Here is a 21278-nt window from a genome sequence, read left to right on the forward strand (position 1 = left end):
CATGACAGACCAGGACTCATCCGCCGTCGAGCTCGACCTGTTGAGAGCGTCGGCGCGCCAGTTCCTGGCCGAGCGCGGGGAGAGGGGCACGGTCAAGGACCTTGCGGCGATGGACTGGACCGGGCTGCTCGTCGATGAGGTCATGGGTGGCGCGGGCTGGCGTCCGGTCGAGGCGTGCGTCGTGGCCGAGGAACTCGGGCGAGCGCAGGACGGGTCGGCGTGGTTCGGAACCACACTGGGCGCCGCGGCGCTTGCGTGCGCGCCCGAGGAGGTCAGGGAACAATTGCTGCCCGGCTTGCTCGACGGCACGGTGGCGGCGGGCTTCGCCGTCCTCGACGAGCCCGCGCGGGTCATCCGCGGCGATGCGGTTGACATTGTTCTTCTGCTGGGAAGCAACGGAATTCACGTGCTGCGTGACCTGGATCGCGACCGGTTCGAGCTGGATGCAGACCTGCTGGACGTCACCAGGACGGTATGGCGCCTCGACGTGACGGACGCGCCCAGCGCCTTGATCGGATCTCCCGAACGGGCCGACCAGCTGGTCGCCGTGGCCCGGCTGCTTGTCGCCGCCGATTCCGTGGGCGCCGTGTCGATGACCCTTGAACGGTTGACCGCATACCTCAAGGAGCGCGTCGCGTTCGGTGCGCCGATTGCGAGCTTTCAGGCGATTCAGCACCGGCTGGTCGAGCTACTGGTCTTCGAGGTCAAAGCGCGCGCCGTCGTCATGAGGGCGGCGCGGGCGATCGCGTCGGACGACGAAAGGGCGACCGTGCTGACGGCGGCGGCGCACGCGTTCGTCGCGGCGAAAGCCGCCGCAGCCGTCGACGAGTGCATGCAACTGTCGGGCGGCATCGGCTTCACCTGGGAGTATCCGCTGCACCACGAGCTGCGTCGTGTCTTCACCAACGGCCATCTGATCGGCACGGCGCGCTCGAGTCGGGCGCTGGTGGCACAGGTGTCGGGTTGGTGAGCGTCGCCGCGAACCGGCCCACCGATGCGCACTTGGCCGCGTTCAGGGAGCGGGTCAGGGCACACATCGCCGAACATGCACCGGCGATCGAAGCGCGCGAAGGCCACCGGGCGCCCGAGACCGCCGAGCAGGAGGCCCAGCTGCGCGCGTGGTTCGCCGGCCTCTTCGAGGCGGGCCTAGCGGGCGCGGACTGGCCGGTCGAATACGGCGGTCGCGATGACCACCACCCGCTGCACGATCGGATCGTGAGCGAGGAAATCCTGCGCGCCCGCGCACCACGTCCCGTCGACCAGGTCAACCTGGCCGCGCACGTCTTGTTGCACTTCGGATCCGAAGAACAGAAGCGAAGGCTGCTGCCGCCGATCCGGCGCAGCGAGCACGTTTGGTGCCAGCTGCTCAGCGAACCCGATGCGGGTAGCGACATCGCCGCCGTGCGCAGCCGCGGTGTGCGGCAAGCCGACGGCGGCTGGGTCATCGACGGGCAAAAGACCTGGATCACGGACGGGCACTGGGCCGACATGGGCCTCGCACTGATCCGGACCGACCCGGCGTCGTCGCGCCACCACGGCCTGTCGGTCTTCACCGTGCCGCTCTCGGCGGACGGCGTCGAAGTTCGTCCGATCCGCACGATCGGCGACGCGATCGAGGTCAATGAGGTGTTCCTGACTGGAGTCAGGCTCGGTGCGGAGAGCCTGATCGGCGAGGTGGGCCAGGGTTGGTCGATCATCATGGCCGGCCTGGACTTTGAACGATTCGGCATCGGCGGCAACGTCATCTTGCTTGAACTCTTGATCGATGATCTGCTCACCGTGGCCCGTCACGCGTTCATCGATGGCGCACCCGCGTTGGACTCCGCCGATATCCGCCAGCAGGTGGCCGAGTTGGCCGTCGAGGCCGAAGTGGCCAAGGCCTTCATCGATGACCATGTGGAGCGGCTGACGTCGGGGGAGGAACGCCCGGGCGACGGCTCGATCGCGAAGTTGAGCTTCGCCGAGACATATCACCGAGTCGCGGCCTATGGCGCTGAGCTGGCCGCGTCGGCGGTTCCCGCGGGGGCCGCGAATCCTGATGTGGTACAGGCCAAACAACGCCTGCGGGAATGCTGGCTGTGGTCTCGGGCCTACACGATATCCGGTGGCAGTTCGGAAATGATGCGCAACATTCTGGCCAAGCGCCGACTGCGCCTGCCGAGCCGATGACTGCATACCCAGCCGCGCAGACCTACTGGTCCCTCGTCGAAACGGCAGCGCGGGCGCATCCCGATCGGGTGATCCTCGCCGACGACTACGGGCGCACGCTGTCGTGCGGGCAGCTGTGCCAATCCGCGCTGACGTGTGCAGCGGCACTGGCCGAGAGGGGAATTGGTGCTGGGACGGTGGTGTCATGGCAACTGCCGACGACGCTGGAGACGATGGTCGTCATGGTGGCGCTGGCGCGCCTTGGTGCCGTCCAGAACCCAGTTCTGCCGATCTGGCGGGAGAGCGAACTGCGTTTCGTGACAACGCAACTCGCGACCAGTGTCATCATCGTTCCCGGATTGTGGCGAAATTTCGACCACACCGCGCTCGCGCATAAGATCAACGGTGACCAGTCCATGTCGGTGGTGGTCATCGACCACAATGCGCCCATCACCGATGCACTTCGCCTGCCCGCCGGTGATCCGGCAGCGCTGCCTCCACCGCCGCGCTCCGGCGAGGACCCGTGCTGGATCTACTATTCGTCGGGCACCACGGCGGCTCCGAAAGGCGCGCGGCACTGCGACCGCTCGGTCATCGCCGGCTCGGCAGGCGTCGTCGGCATCGTCGGCGCCTCCAGCAGCGACGTCAACCCGATCGCCTTTCCGGTGTCGCACATCGGGGGAGCGGCCATGCTCGCCGCCGGCCTGCATACCGGCATGCGATTGGTGCTGTTCGACGCCTTCGATTCCGCTGAGACCCCCTTCGCCATCGCTGCGCACCGCCCGACCTTATTGGGCAGCGCCACACCGTTCTTCGTCGCCTTCATGGCGGCGCAGGCCAAGCACGGCGACGAGCCGCTCTATCCCGATCTGCGTGGCTGCGTCGGCGGTGGTGCGCCCATCACCGCGGAGCTGGGCCACCAAGTGCGGCAGACTTTCTCGGTCGACGGTGTGGCAAATTCCTGGGGCCTGACCGAATTTCCGGTCGCTACTTCTCAAGCGCCGAACGGCCCCCCGGAACTGCTGGACCATACCGTGGGCAAACCTGTGCCGGGCGTTTCGGTGCGAGTCGTCGATGAATCCGAGCGGCAGGTTATGCCCGGGGAGGAGGGGGAGCTGCGGCTCAAGGGCCCGCAATGCTTCCTCGGCTACGTCGATGCCTCCTTGGATGCCCAAGCGTTCGACGCCGAGGGGTGGTTTCGCACAGGCGATCTCGGACGCATCGACGACCAAGGCAACGTCGTGGTCACGGGGCGCATCAAGGATGCGATCATCCGCAACGCGGAGAACATTTCGGCACTCGAGATCGAGGGCGTGTTGGCGAGCCACCCTGCGGTCGCCGACGTCGCGGTCATCGGCGTGCCCGATGAGCGGACCGGCGAACGGGTGTGCGCTGTCGTCGTCGTGCGTCCGGGCGCGGCGGTGACGCTCTCCTCGGTTTTCGAACATTGCCATGCCCGGGGGCTGAGCAAGCACAAGACGCCCGAACGACTCGAAATCATCGATGCGCTGCCCCGCAACCTCACCGGCAAGGTGCTCAAGACCGAACTACGCGCCAAGTTCGGAACGTCGGCGCGCCCGGCCGCTACAGGCCGATCAGCTCCTTGAGGTTGCCGCCCATCACTCGTGCTGTGGTGGCCGCCGGGAGATTCTCGAGTTCCTTGACGAAGTCCCCGGGCGCGGCCAATCCCTCGGGATGCGGGTAGTCCGACCCGAACATCACCCGATCCGCACCGAGAATGTCGATCAGGTGCGACATGTCCTCCTCGTGAAACGGGTTGACCCACACATGCCTGCGGAAGACATCCCCCGGGTGCTCGCTGAAATCGCGCGGCTTCTTGCGGTACACCCGATCGAAAACATCCATCAGGCGCTGCGCCCACGACCCGCCGTTCTCGACCACGCCGATGCGCAGACCCGGAAACCGCTCGAACACGCCGTGGGCGATAAACGCCGCCAGCGTGTCGAAGATATGGCGGCTCTCCTCGTAGATGAAGCCGCGGAACTTCGTCAGCTGGAAGCCCTGGAACTCGTTACCGCCCTCCCAGTCGGAGAGGTAGCGATCGTAACCGGAGTCGGAGTTGTGCATCTGGACCGAAATACCCGATGACTCAACCAGCCGCCAAAAGTCGTCGAACTCGGGCAGCGCCGGCGAGCGGGACGTGCCGTCTTCCCTCGGTACGGGCGCCGGTCGGATCAGCACCGTCTTGGCCCCGTTTTCCAGGCACCACTCGAGTTCTGCGACGCCCTTAGCGGGATCGTTCAGAGAGATCGCCGGGACCGGGAAGATGCGGTCCTTGAAGTTGAACGTCCAGTCCTCAAGCAACCAGCGGTTGAAGGCGTGGGTAACCGCGTGGGTGAGTTCGGCGTCGCCCTTGGTCCGTTCCTCGAGCATGCCCGCCGTGGTCGGGAACATCAGTGCGCCGTCAACCCCTTGGCGGTCCATCAACGCCAGGCGCAGGTCGGGACGCCGGAATTCGTCGGGGCAGCGGATCGGCTCGGCAAGTTCCCGCAGTGTCTTGCCCTCCGGGTTGATCCCGCGGTAGTAGTCGGCCCACGCGCCGGGAGTGGGGATTACCTCGTAGGTCGGGTTCGGAATGGTCTCGGTGATGACGCCGAGGATCTGCAGCTTTTTGCGACCGTTGACGTCGACGAACTGCAATGCTTCGGAGTATTTTTCCGGCAGATAGCGCGTGTAGGCATCGATCGTCTCGTACATGTGGTTGTCCGCATCCCACACTTCGAACGCGTTGGGCTTAGTCATCGTCGGTCCTTTCCACGAAGCAGTCGAGTTCGCCGAAAGGCTGCTCGCAGATCCTGTGCCCTGTGCAGGCCAACCGCGCGAACCGCAACCGGCAACGCCACTATCATAAATCGAGAGTAGACGTTCTCGAACCAATACTGTCCGAAACCGTCGCGGACGGCAAGATTCCTTCGCAGCCATGATTTTGTCCGCTGAAACGGATCCGGATGATGCCCGGAGGGTCCGATTCACCCGTACGACACGGCCGCGATATCCGGGAAGCTGCTGATGATGACGCGGGGCTCGTCATCGGACACGATCACCTGCAGATGATCTATACCCAGCCGACGGCAGACGTCATATGACTCGGAGAACGACCGGCTATCCGAATACGTGGTTGCTGCGACTTTGTACAAGCTCTCCGGCGGCCTGCCATGTCCCTCCGCTAGACGTTTCAGCTTCGAGACGAGTTCGGCCAGCCGGCCCGAGGACGTCGGCGCCGAAATCCACCCGTCCCCGATCCGCGCCGCGCGGTCGAGTGCCGTCTCGGAGTGCCCGCCCACCAGGATCGGGACAGGGCGCTGAGCGGGCTGCGGCCGCGGATCCATCGGTGCGAAATCATAGAATTGCCCGTGGAATTCGACATAGGGATCATTTGCACACCAGAGTGTGCGCAGCAGCGCGACGTGCTCCTCGCTGCGAGCACCGCGGCGGTCCCAGGGCACACCCATCGCCGTAGCCTCCTCGCGCAACCATCCGGCGCCGACACCGTAGATCAACCGACCACCGGAAAACGCGTCCAGGGTGGCTAGCTGCCGGGCATTGGCAATCGGATTGCGCAACGGAAGTACCGCGACCGAGGTGCCCAGGCCGATCGTGGTGGTCTGGCCCGCCACCCAGGCCAAGGTCGTCATCATCTCGTAGTTCGGCGCGAGGTTGTCCGACAGCCAACCATCGGCCACCGGGGTTGGTTGCCGGCCGAGCACGTACAGCGAGGTGACGTGGTAGGGCAACACCAGGTGGTCGACGGCCCAGAGCCGGGAGAACCCGTGTCCTTCGGCTTCCTGGGCGAAATCGCTGATGAAGGATGGTGATGCCAAGGGGCCAGTGTGTGGAAGGACGAGTCCCAACTCCATGCCGCTGGCTCCTACAGGTTGGTGTAGTGGCCGCCGTCGACCCCTATCGTCTGGCCGGTGACGTACCGCGCGCGTGGACCCACGAGGAAAGTAACCGCCGCACCGACGTCGCTCTGCGGATCGCCGATGCGGCCCAGCGGAATCCGCCGCGCGAGCCGCTCCTCCATGGCGGGTTCTGCTTCGATGGCCGCAGTCATAGCGGGTGAGTAGGCCAGCGGCGAAATCACGTTGACGGTGATTCCGTGCGGACCCCATTCGCGGGCCAGGCTTTTGGCGAAGCCCCGCAGCGCTCCCTTCATCGTCGCGTACAGCGGTAAGGTGGCGCTGCCCTCGATACCGGCGGGCGAGGTCATGAGCAAGAATGTTCCTGCGCGTTCGCGGAGCGGCTCGAAGGCGGCACTCGCGCAGTGATAGGCACCGGACACTGACACGCCGATGTGGTCCCGCCATAGTGCATCATCGACGTCCTCGAGCCGGTGTGGCTGGCTGGATGATTTGCTAGTTGCGTTGTGTACCAGCGCATCCAGGCGCCCCGTGGCATCCACCGCAGTCTCGACGGCTCCGACGACCGTCTGTGGGGCGGTGACGTCGCAGCGGACCCAACTGGCCCGATGACCGCTCTCGACGAGTTCGGCGGCGACGAGGCGCCCGTTTTCCGATCGGGTGGCGACGAAGACGTGCGCGCCGTCAAGAGCGAGGGCGCGCGCGATTCCGCGGCCCAACCCCGCGCCGGCTCCGGTAACCAACACCGTGTAACCGTCAAGCGTCACGGCAGCATCACCGCCCCGCCGTCGACGATGACGGTCTCGCCGACCAGCCCAGTGACCTCACGCTTGAGCAGGAATCGTGTCGTCTCCACTATCGATTCGACAAGCTTGTCATCGTCGTGAATCGCCGCCGCCGCTACATGGTTGGCCGATGCGCTGAGTTTGGGCGCGAAAAGATGAAGCGGTGCGGCAATCATGTTGACGATGATGTTTTGGGAGGCCCATTGACGAGCGGCGGATTTGGCCATAGCGCGGATGCCCTCGAGTGCGGTGGTGCACGCGACGAGGTATGGCCCGCCCGTCATCCCGATCGTCGGCAATACCAGGACAATTCGCCCTCCTGCGTTGCGCATCGAAGCGTATGAGCGCTGCAGCGCACTGAGCGCTTGCCGCATTGGTTGCTCCGCAAACCGGTGCCACTCGGTCGCGCTCAAAGCGCTGAAATGAGTCGGCTCGACCAGCGGATCAACGCCGATCACGATGACGACCTCGCCGGATTGCGGCTGGGTCGATTCGTCGAGATCGTGAACGACCGATTTGAGGCTGGCGGCGATAGCCCAGGAGATGGCATCGCCGCGTCCGATGACGTGTGGAGTTGTCATTTTTGCATTGAACTACTGTTTGGCGGTCGGCGATGCCTTGGCCTGTCGTGCAATTCGCTCATCGTGAATCCTCACCAGCTCGCGGAAGCCGATCCGGTCGTACCGCGGGCGAGGCTGCACGCCCCAGTCGTCTTTCGCGGTGTGCTGACCCGCGGCTTCGGGTGCACCGCCGAACGGCGGTCCGCCGAGGGGATAGGGCTGTGTGCACTCGAGTGCGTCGTTCGAGTAACGCACTTTGAGTAATTCGCTGCAGATCTCGGTGAGCGACAGCGTGGGCCACCCGTACCAGACGGCGATCACCGGCACGGTGAGCGATCCCTCGATCACCAACCCGAACAGGCAGACGAACAGAGCTCGCTTGAGCCAGTTGTGCATCCGTGCCCACGTTCGCGTTGTCCCGGGAGGCAGTGACTCGCCCGATGCACTCTCGTCCATCGTTGTTTCAGGCACATTTTTCCTTTCTCGAACCGACTAGTCGGAGAAGATCTCCCGATTCACGGTGTGCAGGTAGGGAATTGCGAGGAAGGGAGTGATGTAAAAGACGTTGAATGCCCACCAGGCCAGCACCGGAAAACCGACCGCCGCATAGCGAACGTCGGCGTACAACGTCATGTTGAAGATGTAGCCCGTCCACACGATTACGCCGAACCAGCAAGTGACGATTGTCCACTGTTGGCCCCAGCGCTTCATTTGGAGAAGTCCGATCGCCGCGGCGATCCGCATCGGAAAGGCGATGAGCACGCAGACCAGGACCCAAGCTTTCTCGCCTGGGGCACTGGCACCGCCGATCCACAGCTCGTTGTAGTGCCAGAAATATCCGGCATCCATTAGGTTTCCCCATGCGGTGAAAACGGTGCGGGTGATCAGGGCGTGGTTGGCGAACAGGTCGAGTGCCCAGCCGATGCTGTTCAAGGCCGCGTCCAAGATGATGACGTAGCCGATGAGCGTGACCATCAACGGACGCACCGACAGGCCGCCGCGTTGGGCATTGCGCAACAAGTACAAGCCGCGCACGAAGATGGGGAGCCCGACGAAGCCGAGCACCAAGGTGCCCATTAGGGCCGTGCCCACTATCAGCCAACGGTCGGCTTGTCGCTGGGCGTGGCGACTTCGAAGTTCGTCCTCGTCCAGAGTCGTTGACGGCGAGTCAGATTCACCGGGTTTGCGGTGCGCTATCACGGAGGGCAATCTCATAGGCCTACCAATCCCTGGTCAGCAACATCGAGAGCTGGATGAAGAACATCGTCAGGAGCAGGCCGTAAATCCAGACCTGGAAAACGATGAGCCCGCGTCTACGCCGGCGATCCTGATCGTCCACTGCGGGGTCCTCTCTTGATCATTTCCCGAATCGATGACGTCGGCCCACGGCGACTTGCGGTCCTCGGCTAGGCGCGCGTCTTAGTCCGTCGGGGGCGCTTAGAACGTGCCGATGTTGGACAGCATCCAGTAGAAGAAGGCGACCAGGGCGCACATGGCTCCCCAGGTGATCGCCATCCGGACCAGCTCTTCGATCACAGTCGGTTACTCCCCTCTCCGGCGGTACAGCGTCGGAAAGTCTCATTTACGCTGATGGTAGCATCGGTATCCGAATATGAGAATCACGATTATCAAGGTCGATCGCTGCTGAGCGGCGAACGGCGGAAGTGGCCGGGGCAGCGGACTTTCACACGTTGGCCATCGCGGCGAGCTCGCGTTTGACGACTTTGCCGACATCATTGCGTGGTAGCCGGTCGACGAACACGATTCGCACTGGAACCCGGTACGGCGTCAGGCGCTCTCGGCACCACGCCGCCAGCCCATCTTCGGTCACCGTTTCCTTGCCGCGGACGACGAATGCCCACGGGACCTCCCCGAGGCGCTCATCCGGAACTCCTACCACGGCGGCCTCGTGCACCCCGTCGGCGGCAACCAGCACGTCCTCAACGGTTCCGGGAAACACCTTCAGTCCACCGCGATTGATCATGTCCGACACTCGGCCGTCAAGCCACAGGAATCCGTCGTCGTCGAACCATCCGAGATCGCCGGTGTGGAACCAGCCGTCATCGGTGAGCCGGTCCAGGAAGGCCGCGTCGATCTTGCGTGCGGCCGTCGTCGGCGTGCGGACCATCACCTCGTCGTCGGTGATTTTGACGTCGATCCCGGGCAGGGGTCGGCCGACGGACCCGAGTTTGGTCTCGCCCCACTCGCGGGCGTCGGCGGCCGACCAGCCCACCACCTCGCCGCCCAGTTCGGTCTGGCCGTAGGAGTTCAGCACGATCACACCGAATTTGTCGCGGAATCGGCCCGCCTGCACGGGCGATAGCGGGGCGGTGATCGACCGCACGATCTTCAGCGGCGACAGGTCGGTGACCGAATCGTCGTGCAGCACCATGGTCAGCGCGGCGGGCGGCAGCACCGTGGATCGTAGTTGGTGCCGCCGGACGAGGGCAGCGAAGTCTCTGGGGGAGAAACGGTCCATCAGAACCACGCCCGAGCCGGCGCGGAAGGCGAACAGGACCTGATAGATGCCGGCCCACAGCGACAGCGACAGGGGAACCAGGTTAGGCATCGGAGGTCGCTTCGGCTGGCCTGTGGCAGCTCTGCTGCCGCGCAGTTTCGCCAGCAGCCGATCGATTAGGTCGAGGACTGTGGTGTGACGAAGCGGCACGGGCTTCGGCGCACCGGTGGTGCCCGACGTGAACTGCAGCAGTGCCACGTCGGCGTCGTACTGGCGCGGATCGGTGGGACGCTGAGTGCCGGCGGTCACGTTCCATGACAAGTTCTCGCCGCGCACGACGGGTAACCCGAACCGCGTAAAGCGTTCGGCCAGGCGGGAAGTCGTGATGACCGCGACGGGTCGCAGGGTTTCGAGTTGGGTCACGAGCTCTGCGTCGGCGGCCCTGGGATTCAGCGGCGTGTACACGCCGCCTGCGCGCCACGTGCCGAACAGCGCGGCGATGGTCGTGGCGTCGTTGGGCAGCATCGCGGCGACTACTTGTCCCGTCGTCAGTCCGCGGTCGGCGAGCAGCGTCCCGAGCCGGTCGGCGCTGGCGGCCAGCTCGTCGCGCGACACCTCGGCGCCGAGCGTATGTACTGCGACTTCAGGCAGGCCGTCCAGTAGATCCACCAGGCTCACGAATCGGCCTCCAACGGGGCCCAATTCGGAGTTCGCTTGTCCGCGAAGGCAAGCGGACCCTCGTTTTGATCCGGATGCCCCCACATCGACGTCAGGTGTTTGGCGCCCTCCCGGCAGGCATCCGTGAGGCCGTATTCGAGCGCGCCCCACAGCGCACGCTTGGTGGCGCGCATCGCCGCGGGCGAGTTCCTGGCGATCTTCTCGCCCAGCTCCTGGGCGACCGCGCGCAGCTTTTCGGGCGGGTCGACGACCTGGCTGATCATGCCGAGCTGATACGCGCGCTGGGCGCTGAGCCGTTCATGGCTTCCCACCAGAGCCATCCGCAGCACGGCCTCGGCGGGCATCTTGCGCATCAGCGCGATGGTTTCCAAAGCGCTGACCTGCCCGATCGAGACGTGCGGATCGACGAAGCTCGCATCCGATGACGCGATGACGACGTCGGCGTCGGCCACCCAGTGCAGGCCGCCGCCGGCGCACACCCCGTTGACGGCCGTGATGACCGGTTTGTCGACGTTGCAGTGCCAGGCCGTCAGCTTGAGGTCCAGCGTGCGCATGGTCTCCTGAAACTGCAGCACGGCCTCACCGTCGAGCTCCTCCACATCGGCGCCCACCTGGAAGGCGCGCCCGTTGCCGGTGTGCACAATGACCCGAACGTCCGGGTCGGCGTTCAACTGCGCCCACGCTTCGGGAAATTCCTCTCGCATCACCACGTCGTATGCGTTGAGCCGGTCCGGCCGGTCGTTGATGATCCAGCCGACCGGCCCGTGTCGCTCAACGATCAGCCTCTGGTAGGTCATGAAACCTCCACTGCGTCCGACAGCGGTTGCCACTGTGGCGTGCGCTTCTCACGCCACGCGCGAGCTCCCTCGCCATGATCGGGGTGATTGCGCAGCCGCCAAATCTCGTCTGCGGCATCCCGGCGGGCTTGCGTCATACCGACCTCCAGGGAACGCCACAGCGCCTTCTTGGTGACGCGCATCGCGGTCGGCGAATTCGTGGCGATCGCTGCGGCGAGCCGTCCGGCCGCCGCGCGGAGCTGACCGGCGGCTACCACCTCGGACAAGATGCCCAACTCATACGCGCGTTGCGCCGAGATTCGTTCGCCCTTGCCGCTCAACGCCATTCGGGTGATCGCCTCCATCGGGGACTTGCGAAGCAGCGTGATCGCCTCGTAGGCGACGGCCTGACCGAGCGACACGTGCGGGTCGACGAACGAGGCCTGCTCGGCCGCGATCACGATGTCGGCGTCGGCAACCAAGTGCAGACCGCCGCCCGCGCACACACCGTTGACCGCCGCGATCACCGGCTTCCACACCCCGCAGTGCCACGACGAGATCTTCAGCTCGGCGTCCCGCGTCCGACGTGAATGCCGGCGCATCGCCTCCTTGTCCCGCGCCACCTGCACCACATCCATTCCGGTGCAAAAAGCCTTGCCGTTGGCGGTGTTGACGATCACGCGGACGGTGGGGTCGGCCTCGAGGTCGGCCCAGGCGGATTCGAGCTCGTCGAGCATCAACGAATCGAAGGCGTTGCCGGCATCCGGCCGGTTCAGGATCAGCCAGCCGATACCCTCGGACTTCTCCACCACCAACCGCCGGTAGCTGCTCACGAGCGCGGAATTTCCTTCCAGGGTTTGCCTTTCCATGGGTCCGGTTCCTTGGGCAACCCGAGCACACGCTCGCCCAGGATGTTCTTGTTGATGTCGGTGGTGCCGCCCTCGGTGCCGTTGGCGAGGCTGCGCATCATTCCGTGGACGTCCCGCGGCAGGGCGTCCGGGTCCTCGGTGGCCGGCCAGGCGATCGCGTCCGTACCCAACAGATCCACCATGAGGTCCTGGATTTGCTGGTTCAGGGTGGCCTGGTGCACTTTGCCGATCGAGGACGCGGCCCCCGGCGACTGACCGGCCGAAAGTGCCGCGCGGACACGGTCGTTCGTCCAGCCGCGGATCTGCTCCTGGGCCCACAACCGCATGACCTTGTTCCGGACGACCGGGTCATGCCATCGGCCGGTTTCGCGCGCCAGCGCTATCAGGCGGTCGGCGCCGGAGCCGCCGAGGCGGCCCATGCCTCCCGAGCCGGAACCCGAAACCATCTGCCGCTCACTGGACAACGTCGATGCGCTGACACGCCACCCGTCGTTGACCTCGCCCACGCGATGCGCGTCAGGAACCCGCGCATTGTCGATGAAGACCTCGTTGAACTCCGCCTCACCGGTGATCTGGCGCAGAGGACGCACCTCGACGCCGACTTGATGCATATCGAGCAGGAAGTAGGTAATGCCTTTGTGCTTCGGTGCATCTGGGTCGGTTCTCGCGAGCAGGATCGCGAAGTCGGCCTCGTCGGCCCACGTGGTCCAGACCTTCTGGCCCGAGATCACCCACTCATCCGCGTCCCGGACGGCTCGCGTCGCCAACGAGGCGAGGTCGGACCCGGCGCCCGGCTCGCTGAAGAGCTGACACCACTTTTCCTCGTTGCGCACGATCGGCGGCAGGAAGCGCAGCCGCTGCTCTTCGGTGCCGTGGCTGAACAACGCTGCGGCAGCGTTGTTCAGCCCCAACGGGTTCAGCCGGGACAGCCGCAGCGGACGCAGCACCTGATCGATCGCCCGGGCCACCTCGTTGCCGATTCCCAGACCGCCGTATTCGCGAGCCCAGGTCGGCACGACGAGGCCGGATGCGGCGAAGGCCGGATACCACTGCCGGTACTCCGCGGGGCTCCGCACCGCTCGGAGGGCGGCGGGGCTCTCGGCGGCTGCTGCGCGCCAGGAGGCCGGTACCTCGGTGTCGACCCATCGCTCGACGGCCGCGACGGCGTCTGCGGTGCTGGTGGCCTCGGTGATCGGTAGCGGTGTCATGATCGTCTAGCGTCCTTGGAACTTCGCCTCGCGCTTGTCGCGGAACGCCGCCAAGCCCTCTTTGAAATCCTCACTGCGGCTCGACAACTCGAGCGCCATCGCCTCGTTCTGCAAGTGACGGTCGAGGTCGAGCCCGTTGCCGCTGTGCAGCAGCCACTTGGTGAGACCCAGCGCCACGGTGGGTGCGTCGCCGAGGCCCGTGATCAGTTCACTCGCGACCACGTCCAATTCGTCCGCGGGGGCCGCGGCGTGAATGATGCCCCACTCGGCCGCGGTCGTTCCGGAGATCTCGTTGCCGAGCATCAAGAGTTGCCGGGTGCGCACCATGCCGATGAGCCGGGGCATCAGCCAGGCGGCGCCGCTGTCCGGCGTGAAACCGCGTGCCATGAAAGGTTCCCAGAACCGCGCGTCCGCGGCGGCGACGCAGAAGTCGGAAGCCAGTGCGATGTGGAACCCGAGGCCGGCGGCCCAGCCTCGCACCACGGATACGATGGGCACCTGAGTCTCGAGCATCAAGGGGATGAGCCGGTTGGCCTTGTTTGGCAGCCTCCGCTGTGTGCTGCCCACCCGCGGCTTGCGCTCCGAGCGACTGTTGTTGGCGACCAGGTCGGAGCCGGCGCAGAAGTCCGGTCCTTGGGCGTCGATCCGGATGACACGCACCGATTCGTCGGTGCCGGCCGCGGCCAGGTGCGCGATCATCGCGTCGAGCATCACGTCGTTGACCGCGTTACGGCGGTCGGCACGGTCGAAGGTCAGGTGCAGGATCTGACCGTGTTGTTCGGCGCCAAGGCCGGGCACGCTGTCGTAACTCATGGCCTCAGTGCTCGGCGAACCGTGCCGACACGGCGGTCAGCAGGTCGGTGAGGTTGGTCGCGCCGCCCGGCGGATCGGGTAGCCGGACGGGTCCGCGTTCGCGGCTGGGCAACAGGATCGTGGCGTGTCCGGGCGCCGTGACCTGGTCCCGGTGGTTCGTCGCCGCCAGTTCGAGGTCGACGGCCGGCCGGTCGTCCTCGGCGAGGTACTTGCGCACCACTTTTCCGGTGATGGTGTGCAGGTCGCCGACGTAGTTGAAGAGCCGGAACTCGCAGTCGAGCTTCCACAGCCAGGCGTCGTCCCCCATCCAGTCCGTGCACAGGTGGATTAGCCAGGTCTCGCGCATGCGGCCGTAGTCGAAGGTGGTGGGGTTGCCCGCATTGCGGGCCGCGTCCGGTTCCCAGTGCACGCGCTGCTGCACATCGGGGACACCGTGTTCGTTGGGCGTGTAGAAACGGGGAATGCGTTGCCGGTTGCGCCACGCCAGCCGCAGGGGCCGTACGCCGTACATCCCGGTGCCCATGCCGACGTGCCAGCAGACCATGTCGGTGACCGTCAGCGGGCCTTTGGTCAAGGGGCCGAGGTCGTCGCCCTCGTCGACGTCCTCCCACCACCGTGGTTCGGCGCCCCGCGGCGACTCGCGCGCGTATCTTTCGTCCAGTTCGGCGATCTCGTCGGGCGTCCACGACTTCAGTTCGACGGTCTCGTACTTCTTGCGTCCGCGGGCCTTGCCGCGCTCGGTGCGGATCATGTTGCGGTACTGCCCACCCAGAATGACGCCCTCGTCGTCCCGGAACACCTGCGCCGACCATTCGTGCACGGCGCGCTCGGCGAATTCGCTGCTCTTGTCCAGCGCCGCAACCAGAGCGTTGCGCCGGAAAACCCGATGATTCGCCCGCAGCGGCGCCCACCATTCCCGCCCGGAGGAGGCGTAGAAGGCGTGGACGCCGCGCAGCGGGTCGCCCTTGGTCAGCGCACGGTCCTCGTCGGAGAGCGTGGTCACCTCGTCCTCACCGATCAGCGTGTCGCCCCCCACGAGCGCCGGCGGCGCAATGGATTCACCCCAGATGGATTTGGCCGCGTACTCCGGATCGGCCCACAGCGGGTTGGCGTCGCCGTAGCTCTCCGCCACGTGGCGGAAGCAGTCCTCGTTGGGGCGGTAGTAGTGCGGCGGCTGGGTGTGTGGAACGGCGATACCGATGGTGGCGCGCAACCGGACCAGTCCCTCGTCGGTAATCTGACCGGTCTCCGGCATGGAAATTAAGATACCCGAAAAGCGGAAACGCCGTTAACGCAGGGATGAGTCAGATGAGTGAAGAGCGATCAGGCATCGTGGTAGGCGTCACCGACGGCGGGGTGCAACGAATCACCATCGACCGCGCCGATGTCGGAAACTCGCTGTCGCCCTTGGCGCGTGACGCGCTAACGGAGGCGTTCGCGCGGGCGAACGACGATCCCGCCGTCCGCGCCGTGCTGTTGGGCGCCGCGGGTGACCGGCACTTCTGCACCGGCGCTGGCTTGGCGCCGCAGACGGGGGACGCAGTTGCGCAATCGAAACCCGTCGCCGAGAAACGACCCGGCGACATCGCTCGCATGCTCCAGCAGGGCTGGCAGCGGTTGGTGGCGTCGGTATTGGATTGCGACAAGCCCGTGGTCGCCGCGGTCAAGGGCACCGCGGCGGGTGCCGGGGCCAGCCTGGTCCTGGCGTGCGACCTCGTCGTCATGTCAACGGAGGCAAAGCTTGTCGAGGCGTTCGTGCACCGCGGGATCCTGCCGGATTCGGGTGCCATTCACCTGCTGACCAGAATTGTGGGGCTGCGCAAGGCGACCGAACTGCTGATGCTCGGCGAGCCTGTCGACGCTGTCACCTGCGAAAGGCTCGGACTTGTCAACCGGGTGACGGCAGCCGACGAGACCGACGCCGCGGCGGAAGAGATCGCCGGACGCCTCGCCGCGGGGCCGACCGTGATGCTGGCGCTCACCAAGCGGTTGTTGTCCGTTTCATCGGAGTCCGGGCGCGATCGCGCCTTCGAACAAGAAGCCTGGGCGCAGGAGGTGGTGTCGCGGACCGCTGACCTGCAAGAGGGCCTGCGATCGTTCGCCGAGCGACGTCCCCCACGGTTCCAGGGATTCTGATGCTCAGCCCTGCTCAATCCGTTGGGGGCCACCGCGAATGGTGAACGCGGAGCTGTCGTCGATCTCGTCGATCGACGATGCCACCGACTCAGCCGTCAGCGACGTGTCCTCGATTCCCTTGGTGACACCTATGAACACCCGCGACACCTTGCCCGCGCCTACCGAGTAGATGTGCGCAGTGCGGTCGCAGCTGCGGTGTGCCAGGTAGATGACCACGGGCGTGACGAGTTCGGGGTCCATCTTCTTACCGGCCTCACCCATGATGTCCTCGGTCATTCGCGTGCGCGCGATGGGCGCAATGGCGTTGATGGCGATGCCGTTGCGCGCACCCTCGATCGCAAGAACGTGCATCATGCCGACGAGACCCATTTTCGCCGCGCCGTAGTTGGCCTGACCGAAGTTGCCGAAAAGGCCGGTGCCCGAGGTCGTCTGAACGATTCGCCCGTAATTCTGTTCCCGCATGACCGGCCACACCGCCCGCGTCACATTGAAGGCGCCGGAGAGGTGCACGGCGATGACCGCCTCCACCTGCTCGGCGGTCATGTTCTTGAACGCGGCGTCGCGCAGGATCCCGGCATTGTTGACCAGAATGTCGACCCGCCCGAAGGCATCGATCGCCGCCGCCGCGATCGCCGCACCGCCCTCCTCGCTGGCAACCGAGTCACCGTTTGCGATCGCGGTGCCCCCCGCGCCCGTGATCTCGTCGACCACCGCTTGGGCCGCCGACGTCGACGCGCCGCTGCCGTCCACCGAACTGCCCAGGTCGTTGACCACGACACGCGCGCCGCGGCGGGCGAGCTCGATGGCGTGGCAGCGGCCGAGCCCCCCGCCGGCACCGGTGACGATGGCTACCTGGTCATCGAAAGTCATTGACGTCATGCGTGAGAGGTTACATTTACTAAATCGAGAGCAAGCATTTGCATCGGAGGAAACGCTATTGACTGGCGCCACGCAGTTGCTGCGTCATGCGCACCGGCGAGCCGAGGAGCTGCGGCCTCGGTACCGCGCTGCCGGATCCTGGGTCGAAGAGCCGGTTGACGTGGTGCGATCGGCCGCCGCGCTACATCCCGGCCGGCCGGCCGTGGCGGATCGCGACGCCGAACTCACCTACGGTGAGCTGGACCGGCGCATCGATTCGGCCGCGCTGGCCATGGTCGATGCCGGCGCAGGCCCGGGCACCGTGGTCGTCCTGGTCGTCGGCAACGACGTGGACTCGGTGGTGGCCGTTCACGCGGCGCTGCGAGTCGATGCGGTGGTGGTGCTCGTGCCGCGCAGCGCCGGGCCCAAGCAGCTGTCCGACATCCTCACCCGCACCGGCGCGCGGTTTGGCGCGGCGCCGAACTGGACGGCGATCGACCAGCCGGAACTATCCGTGGGTTGTCATTGGATCGAACTGACTGACCGCGAGCGCGCCGACGCCGACCCGCCGCACCCCGCGCGGTCGGCGGACGAACCCTCCTTTGTGCTCTACACCTCAGGCACAACGTCTCGACCCAAGGGCGTGATCCATTCGCTGAGCACGTTGGCCAAGGCGTCAGCGAACTACATCACCGCAGCGGGCCTCGGCTCGGACGACCGGATCTTTCTGATCAGCCCGCTGGCGTCGGTCACCGGGGTGCTGCAAGCGCTGTTCATCGCTCCGATGCTCGCGATACCGGTGATTCTCGAAGATCGTTGGGATCGGTCGGCGACTTCGGACTTGCTGACCACCTCAGGCGCGACGTGGTACGGGGGCCCCGACCGGCTGCTGGCCCAAATGCTCGACGAGGCCGCGGCGCGCGGTGCTGACGTCGCGCTACGCGCGGTGTATCTCGGCGGCACCATGCTGGACCGGCGGATCGTTGAACGCGTCGAAGACGAATTCGGCATCGTCGTCATGCGCGCCTACGGATCATCGGAGATCCCGGTCAGCACATCGGGCCTGCGGACCGAACCTCGAGAAGTGCGTCACGGGGATGACGGAGTGGCGCTCGGCGACGTCGATGTACGGGTTGGATCCATGGCCGAACCCACCGAGTGCTGCGTCAGGGGCCCGCACGCCTTTCTCGGGTATACCGACGCCGCGGACGACGAGCACGGCTTCGAAGGTGAGTGGTTTCGCACCGGCGACGTTGCTGAGGTCATCGACGGGCGCGTGCGGATCATTGGTCGCATCAAGGACATCGTGATTCGCAATGGGTTGAAGATTCCGGCCGCCGAAGTGGACGAGGCCGTTTCGCGAATAGACGGAGTCCGCGAGTGTGCCGCCTACTCCGTCGCCGACGACACCACCGGTGAACGGTTGGCCGTGGCCGTGGTGCTCGAACCCGACATCGAGTTATCGCTGGCAGAGGTCGCCCGGGCTCTCGTCGCTGAAGGTCTGCCGAAATACAAACTGCCGGAGGAGCTGGTGTTCTGGGACGAGCCGCTTCCCGTCAACGCGAACGGCAAGGTCGACCGCACCAAGCTCGACGTACGGTCGGCGGGGCGCCGGCGGCTCCTGGCCGACCGAGTTGCCACTACCCCGTAGCCGGATGGAAAACCGGGACTAGGAATCCGTCCCCGTCGTCGCGGAAGGCAACGACCAGTTCCATGTCCGCGCGCAAATCATCGACACGGCAACGCTCCACGACGGTCATCAGCCGCGGTCCCTCCTCGAGATCCACCATTGCCAGCACATAGGGCGTCCGTGCGTCAAAGGGTGCGCCATTCTGGTGAATGACGCTCCACGTGTAAAGCCGCGCGCGTCCGGTGGCCGGCACCAACTCCACGTCCGCACTCCAACAGAGTGGACAGAACGGCCGCGCGTAAAAGGACGTCTGGCCGCAGGAGCGGCAGGCGTTGACCATCAGCCTGCGGTCCTGCGCGGCTGACCACCACGCTTGGCCGTCGGCGTCGATCGTGGGCCGATCTGGAGCCGTCACTACAACCTCCCGAGGATCATCGTGGCGCTGTGGGTGAAGAAACCACCCATCGCGTGGACACACGCCAAGCGGGCGCCGCCGACTTGGCGCGGTCCGCATTCCCCCCGCAACTGCCGCACCGCCTCGACCATGAGGAACATTCCCCGCATACCGGGGTGGCACGCTGCCAGCCCGCCTCCGTCCGTGTTGGTCGGAAGCGCTCCACCGGGGCGCAGGGCGCCGGACCCGATGAGCGGCCCGCCTTCGCCCTTGGCGCAGAAGCCGAGGTCCTCCAGGGTCAGCAGCACCGTTGACGTGAAGGAGTCATAGAGCTGGCACACATCGATGTCAGCCGGGCTGATGCCCGCCTGCGCGAAGGCTCGCGGGCCCGAGCGCGCGGCGGCCGAAGTGGTGAAATCGGCCCATTGGCTCATGCTGACGTGAGACGTCGCGTCGGCGGCCCCGAGAATCCAAATCGGGTCCTTCGCACAATCCTTGGCCACGCGCTCGCTGGCGAGCACGACGGCGCCGCCGCCATCGGTGCGCAGGCACACATGCTTGGAGGTGAACGGGTCGGCCAGCATCGGTGCGGCTGCGACATCGGCCACGGTGATGCGGTCGCGCTCAAATGCGTTCTCGTTCATGGCCGCCCATTCATGTGCGGCGACGGCGACCTCGGCCAGTTGGTCGACGGTGGTGCCGAATTCGATCATGTGACGCCTGGCCGCCATGGCGTATTTGGCGATCAGTGTCGCGCCGTAGGGCGCCTCGTACTGCAGTGCGCCGCCGGTGCCCATGGCGGCAGCGGACGCTCGTGCCCGGCGCTTGACGTCGGAGCGCGCGGTGGACCCGTACGTCAACAGAGCGACCTCGATTTCCCCGGCCGCGATCGCGCCGGCGGCATGGGTGGCCATCACTTCCCACGACGATCCGCCGACATTGGTCGCATCGACCCAGTCGGGCCGCAGGCCCAGGTATTCGCTGACCTCCACCGGCGGCAGCAACGTCCCGTGCCCCCCGAAGCCGTCGATGTCCTCCTTCGTCAGGCCGGCATCGGCGACCGCCCGCCGCGAGGACTGGGCCATCAGCGCCATGGCGGTCTTATCGGGGACCCGTCCGCAGTCGGACAGGGCAGCACCCACGATGGCGACGCGGTTCGACGGCATAGCTCATGGTTATCACATTGCCGTCCCGCTGATAATGGTCGCTCGCAAAAGCATGGAAACCATATTCTCGGTCCGCTACGGTGAGCCTATGACGGCGGCGTTGCGCGACGCGTTGCGGGGGCAATCGCTTGTGCTGTGTCTTGCGCTGCTCAACTCCCGCACCCCCGACGTGCCTGCGGTTGCTGCGGCATGCGGGTACGACGCCGTTTACGTCGATCTCGAACACACACCGACCTCGCTGGACACGGCGCAGATGCTCTGCGTGAGCGCACTGGGGGCGGGGATCTCGGGCCTGGTGAGGGTGCCGTCGCACGATCCCAGCCTGATCGCGCGGGTACTGGATTGTGGAGCAGTGGGAGTCATTGTCCCGCACGTCAATTCGAGCGATGAGGCGAAGGCGGTCGTGCGCGCCGCGCGGTTTCCGCCGATCGGCCATCGGTCGATCTCAGGCTTCAACGCGGTCAGTGGGTACCAGCCACTGACCGCGCCGCAACTTGTGGAGCTGTTGGAACAACGCACGGTCGTGGCCGTGATGATCGAAACCCCCGAAGCTGTCGATGCATCCGACTCCATCGCCTCAGTAGAAGGCATCGACATGATTCTCGTCGGACCGAGCGATCTGACCGCCGAAATGGGCATTCACGGGCAGTACGAGAATCCACATTTCCAAAGTGCAGTAGAATCGGTGGCGGCGGCTTGCCGCAGTCACGGCGTGGCGCTCGGGATGGCCGGAATAAAGTCCCTTGAACTGCTGAATCGGTTCGTGGGATTCGGATTGCGGTTCATCTCGGCGGGGACTGACATCGGGATGATGACCGAGGCGGCCACAACGCGCGCAGAAGCGCTCCGTGGGCTGGACAAGTCACCGCGGAAACCGATTTGACGAACGAAACCGAGAGCGGAAGCGACGCCAACACA

21 protein-coding genes are annotated in these 21278 nt (G+C 65.8%); 6 read left to right on the forward strand and 15 right to left on the reverse strand.

The window, feature by feature from the left end:
• Nucleotide 1: 1 nt before the first annotated feature.
• Genes AC5Y7V_RS17635 through AC5Y7V_RS17645 form a run of 3 tightly spaced genes read left to right on the forward strand, consistent with a single transcriptional unit; the run spans nucleotide 2 to nucleotide 3755 of the window.
• Nucleotides 2-970, forward strand: a complete 969-nt coding sequence (locus AC5Y7V_RS17635) for an acyl-CoA dehydrogenase family protein (RefSeq protein WP_499881307.1) — start codon at nucleotides 2-4, stop codon at nucleotides 968-970.
• Nucleotides 967-2169: an acyl-CoA dehydrogenase family protein gene (locus AC5Y7V_RS17640; RefSeq protein ID WP_499881308.1), complete on the forward strand. Its 1203-nt coding sequence runs from the start codon at nucleotides 967-969 to the stop codon at nucleotides 2167-2169. Before AC5Y7V_RS17635 ends, AC5Y7V_RS17640 begins: the two co-directional genes overlap by 4 nt.
• On the forward strand, nucleotides 2166-3755 hold the full coding sequence (locus tag AC5Y7V_RS17645; protein WP_499881413.1) for a class I adenylate-forming enzyme family protein: 1590 nt from the start codon (nucleotides 2166-2168) through the stop codon (nucleotides 3753-3755). The genes AC5Y7V_RS17640 and AC5Y7V_RS17645 overlap by 4 nt, the downstream gene beginning before the upstream one ends.
• On the opposite strand, the gene AC5Y7V_RS17650 is transcribed toward AC5Y7V_RS17645, so the two are convergent.
• The 12 genes from AC5Y7V_RS17650 to AC5Y7V_RS17705 form a co-directional block, all read right to left on the reverse strand.
• Nucleotides 3733-4911, reverse strand: coding sequence for an amidohydrolase family protein (locus AC5Y7V_RS17650; protein WP_499881309.1), 1179 nt, complete (start codon nucleotides 4909-4911; stop codon nucleotides 3733-3735). The genes AC5Y7V_RS17645 and AC5Y7V_RS17650 overlap by 23 nt on opposite strands.
• A 227-nt stretch (nucleotides 4912-5138) precedes the next feature.
• Nucleotides 5139-5990, reverse strand: a complete 852-nt coding sequence (locus AC5Y7V_RS17655) for a TIGR03619 family F420-dependent LLM class oxidoreductase (protein ID WP_499881310.1) — start codon at nucleotides 5988-5990, stop codon at nucleotides 5139-5141.
• 47 nt (nucleotides 5991-6037) lie between these two features.
• Complete coding sequence (locus tag AC5Y7V_RS17660; protein WP_499881311.1) at nucleotides 6038-6796, reverse strand: SDR family NAD(P)-dependent oxidoreductase; 759 nt, start codon at nucleotides 6794-6796, stop codon at nucleotides 6038-6040.
• Complete coding sequence (locus AC5Y7V_RS17665; RefSeq protein ID WP_499881312.1) at nucleotides 6793-7395, reverse strand: SDR family oxidoreductase; 603 nt, start codon at nucleotides 7393-7395, stop codon at nucleotides 6793-6795. The genes AC5Y7V_RS17660 and AC5Y7V_RS17665 overlap by 4 nt, the downstream gene beginning before the upstream one ends.
• A 12-nt stretch (nucleotides 7396-7407) precedes the next feature.
• A complete protein-coding gene (locus AC5Y7V_RS17670) occupies nucleotides 7408-7830 on the reverse strand; it encodes a hypothetical protein (RefSeq protein ID WP_499881414.1) in 423 nt (140 codons plus the stop codon).
• A 36-nt stretch (nucleotides 7831-7866) separates the two neighbouring features.
• Nucleotides 7867-8589: a hypothetical protein gene (locus AC5Y7V_RS17675; protein WP_499881313.1), complete on the reverse strand. Its 723-nt coding sequence runs from the start codon at nucleotides 8587-8589 to the stop codon at nucleotides 7867-7869.
• Nucleotides 8590-9058: 469 nt separating this feature from the next.
• On the reverse strand, nucleotides 9059-10510 hold the full coding sequence (locus AC5Y7V_RS17680) for a class I adenylate-forming enzyme family protein (RefSeq protein ID WP_499881314.1): 1452 nt from the start codon (nucleotides 10508-10510) through the stop codon (nucleotides 9059-9061).
• Nucleotides 10507-11307, reverse strand: a complete 801-nt coding sequence (locus AC5Y7V_RS17685) for an enoyl-CoA hydratase/isomerase family protein (RefSeq protein WP_499881315.1) — start codon at nucleotides 11305-11307, stop codon at nucleotides 10507-10509. The genes AC5Y7V_RS17680 and AC5Y7V_RS17685 overlap by 4 nt, the downstream gene beginning before the upstream one ends.
• Complete coding sequence (locus AC5Y7V_RS17690) at nucleotides 11304-12119, reverse strand: enoyl-CoA hydratase/isomerase family protein (protein ID WP_499881415.1); 816 nt, start codon at nucleotides 12117-12119, stop codon at nucleotides 11304-11306. The genes AC5Y7V_RS17685 and AC5Y7V_RS17690 overlap by 4 nt, the downstream gene beginning before the upstream one ends.
• Nucleotides 12116-13363, reverse strand: coding sequence for an acyl-CoA dehydrogenase family protein (locus AC5Y7V_RS17695; RefSeq protein ID WP_499881316.1), 1248 nt, complete (start codon nucleotides 13361-13363; stop codon nucleotides 12116-12118). The genes AC5Y7V_RS17690 and AC5Y7V_RS17695 overlap by 4 nt, the downstream gene beginning before the upstream one ends.
• A 6-nt stretch (nucleotides 13364-13369) precedes the next feature.
• The gene (locus AC5Y7V_RS17700; RefSeq protein WP_499881317.1) at nucleotides 13370-14176 is read right to left on the reverse strand and encodes an enoyl-CoA hydratase/isomerase family protein; all 807 of its coding nucleotides are present in this window, start codon (nucleotides 14174-14176) and stop codon (nucleotides 13370-13372) included.
• Between the two features lie 4 nt (nucleotides 14177-14180).
• Entirely contained in the window at nucleotides 14181-15431 is a 1251-nt protein-coding gene (locus tag AC5Y7V_RS17705; protein ID WP_499881318.1) for a hotdog family protein, read from the reverse strand.
• Between the two features lie 44 nt (nucleotides 15432-15475).
• Here AC5Y7V_RS17705 and AC5Y7V_RS17710 point away from each other — a divergent pair, with 44 nt between their 5' ends.
• Nucleotides 15476-16312 (forward strand): enoyl-CoA hydratase/isomerase family protein, encoded by an 837-nt coding sequence (locus AC5Y7V_RS17710; protein ID WP_499881319.1) that lies wholly within the window; start codon nucleotides 15476-15478, stop codon nucleotides 16310-16312.
• A gap of 3 nt (nucleotides 16313-16315) precedes the next feature.
• On the opposite strand, the gene AC5Y7V_RS17715 is transcribed toward AC5Y7V_RS17710, so the two are convergent.
• Nucleotides 16316-17191 (reverse strand): SDR family NAD(P)-dependent oxidoreductase, encoded by an 876-nt coding sequence (locus AC5Y7V_RS17715; RefSeq protein ID WP_499881320.1) that lies wholly within the window; start codon nucleotides 17189-17191, stop codon nucleotides 16316-16318.
• A gap of 109 nt (nucleotides 17192-17300) precedes the next feature.
• On the opposite strand from AC5Y7V_RS17715, the gene AC5Y7V_RS17720 reads away from it, so the two are divergent.
• Complete coding sequence (locus tag AC5Y7V_RS17720; protein ID WP_499881416.1) at nucleotides 17301-18821, forward strand: class I adenylate-forming enzyme family protein; 1521 nt, start codon at nucleotides 17301-17303, stop codon at nucleotides 18819-18821.
• Here AC5Y7V_RS17720 and AC5Y7V_RS17725 read toward each other — a convergent pair.
• Together AC5Y7V_RS17725 and AC5Y7V_RS17730 are read right to left on the reverse strand one after the other, a co-directional pair.
• Nucleotides 18811-19215 (reverse strand): Zn-ribbon domain-containing OB-fold protein, encoded by a 405-nt coding sequence (locus tag AC5Y7V_RS17725; RefSeq protein WP_499881321.1) that lies wholly within the window; start codon nucleotides 19213-19215, stop codon nucleotides 18811-18813. The genes AC5Y7V_RS17720 and AC5Y7V_RS17725 overlap by 11 nt on opposite strands.
• Entirely contained in the window at nucleotides 19215-20360 is a 1146-nt protein-coding gene (locus AC5Y7V_RS17730) for an acetyl-CoA acetyltransferase (RefSeq protein ID WP_499881322.1), read from the reverse strand. Before AC5Y7V_RS17730 ends, AC5Y7V_RS17725 begins: the two co-directional genes overlap by 1 nt.
• A 52-nt stretch (nucleotides 20361-20412) precedes the next feature.
• On the opposite strand from AC5Y7V_RS17730, the gene AC5Y7V_RS17735 reads away from it, so the two are divergent.
• A complete protein-coding gene (locus AC5Y7V_RS17735; protein ID WP_499881417.1) occupies nucleotides 20413-21243 on the forward strand; it encodes an HpcH/HpaI aldolase family protein in 831 nt (276 codons plus the stop codon).
• Nucleotides 21244-21278: the final 35 nt, after the last annotated feature.

Source organism: Mycobacterium sp. NGS34 (assembly GCF_059812845.1).

Coding starts and splice junctions, on each gene's coding strand:
- AC5Y7V_RS17670 (WP_499881414.1), bottom strand. CDS start 7,830: ATGGACGAGAGTGCATCGGGCGAGTCACTGCCTCCCGGGACAACGCGA.
- AC5Y7V_RS17735 (WP_499881417.1), top strand. CDS start 20,413: ATGGAAACCATATTCTCGGTCCGCTACGGTGAGCCTATGACGGCGGCG.
- AC5Y7V_RS17650 (WP_499881309.1), bottom strand. CDS start 4,911: ATGACTAAGCCCAACGCGTTCGAAGTGTGGGATGCGGACAACCACATG.
- AC5Y7V_RS17705 (WP_499881318.1), bottom strand. CDS start 15,431: ATGCCGGAGACCGGTCAGATTACCGACGAGGGACTGGTCCGGTTGCGC.
- AC5Y7V_RS17675 (WP_499881313.1), bottom strand. CDS start 8,589: ATGAGATTGCCCTCCGTGATAGCGCACCGCAAACCCGGTGAATCTGAC.
- AC5Y7V_RS17635 (WP_499881307.1), top strand. CDS start 2: ATGACAGACCAGGACTCATCCGCCGTCGAGCTCGACCTGTTGAGAGCG.
- AC5Y7V_RS17710 (WP_499881319.1), top strand. CDS start 15,476: ATGAGTCAGATGAGTGAAGAGCGATCAGGCATCGTGGTAGGCGTCACC.
- AC5Y7V_RS17700 (WP_499881317.1), bottom strand. CDS start 14,176: ATGAGTTACGACAGCGTGCCCGGCCTTGGCGCCGAACAACACGGTCAG.
- AC5Y7V_RS17695 (WP_499881316.1), bottom strand. CDS start 13,363: ATGACACCGCTACCGATCACCGAGGCCACCAGCACCGCAGACGCCGTC.
- AC5Y7V_RS17685 (WP_499881315.1), bottom strand. CDS start 11,307: ATGACCTACCAGAGGCTGATCGTTGAGCGACACGGGCCGGTCGGCTGG.
- AC5Y7V_RS17730 (WP_499881322.1), bottom strand. CDS start 20,360: ATGCCGTCGAACCGCGTCGCCATCGTGGGTGCTGCCCTGTCCGACTGC.
- AC5Y7V_RS17715 (WP_499881320.1), bottom strand. CDS start 17,191: ATGACGTCAATGACTTTCGATGACCAGGTAGCCATCGTCACCGGTGCC.
- AC5Y7V_RS17645 (WP_499881413.1), top strand. CDS start 2,166: ATGACTGCATACCCAGCCGCGCAGACCTACTGGTCCCTCGTCGAAACG.
- AC5Y7V_RS17665 (WP_499881312.1), bottom strand. CDS start 7,395: ATGACAACTCCACACGTCATCGGACGCGGCGATGCCATCTCCTGGGCT.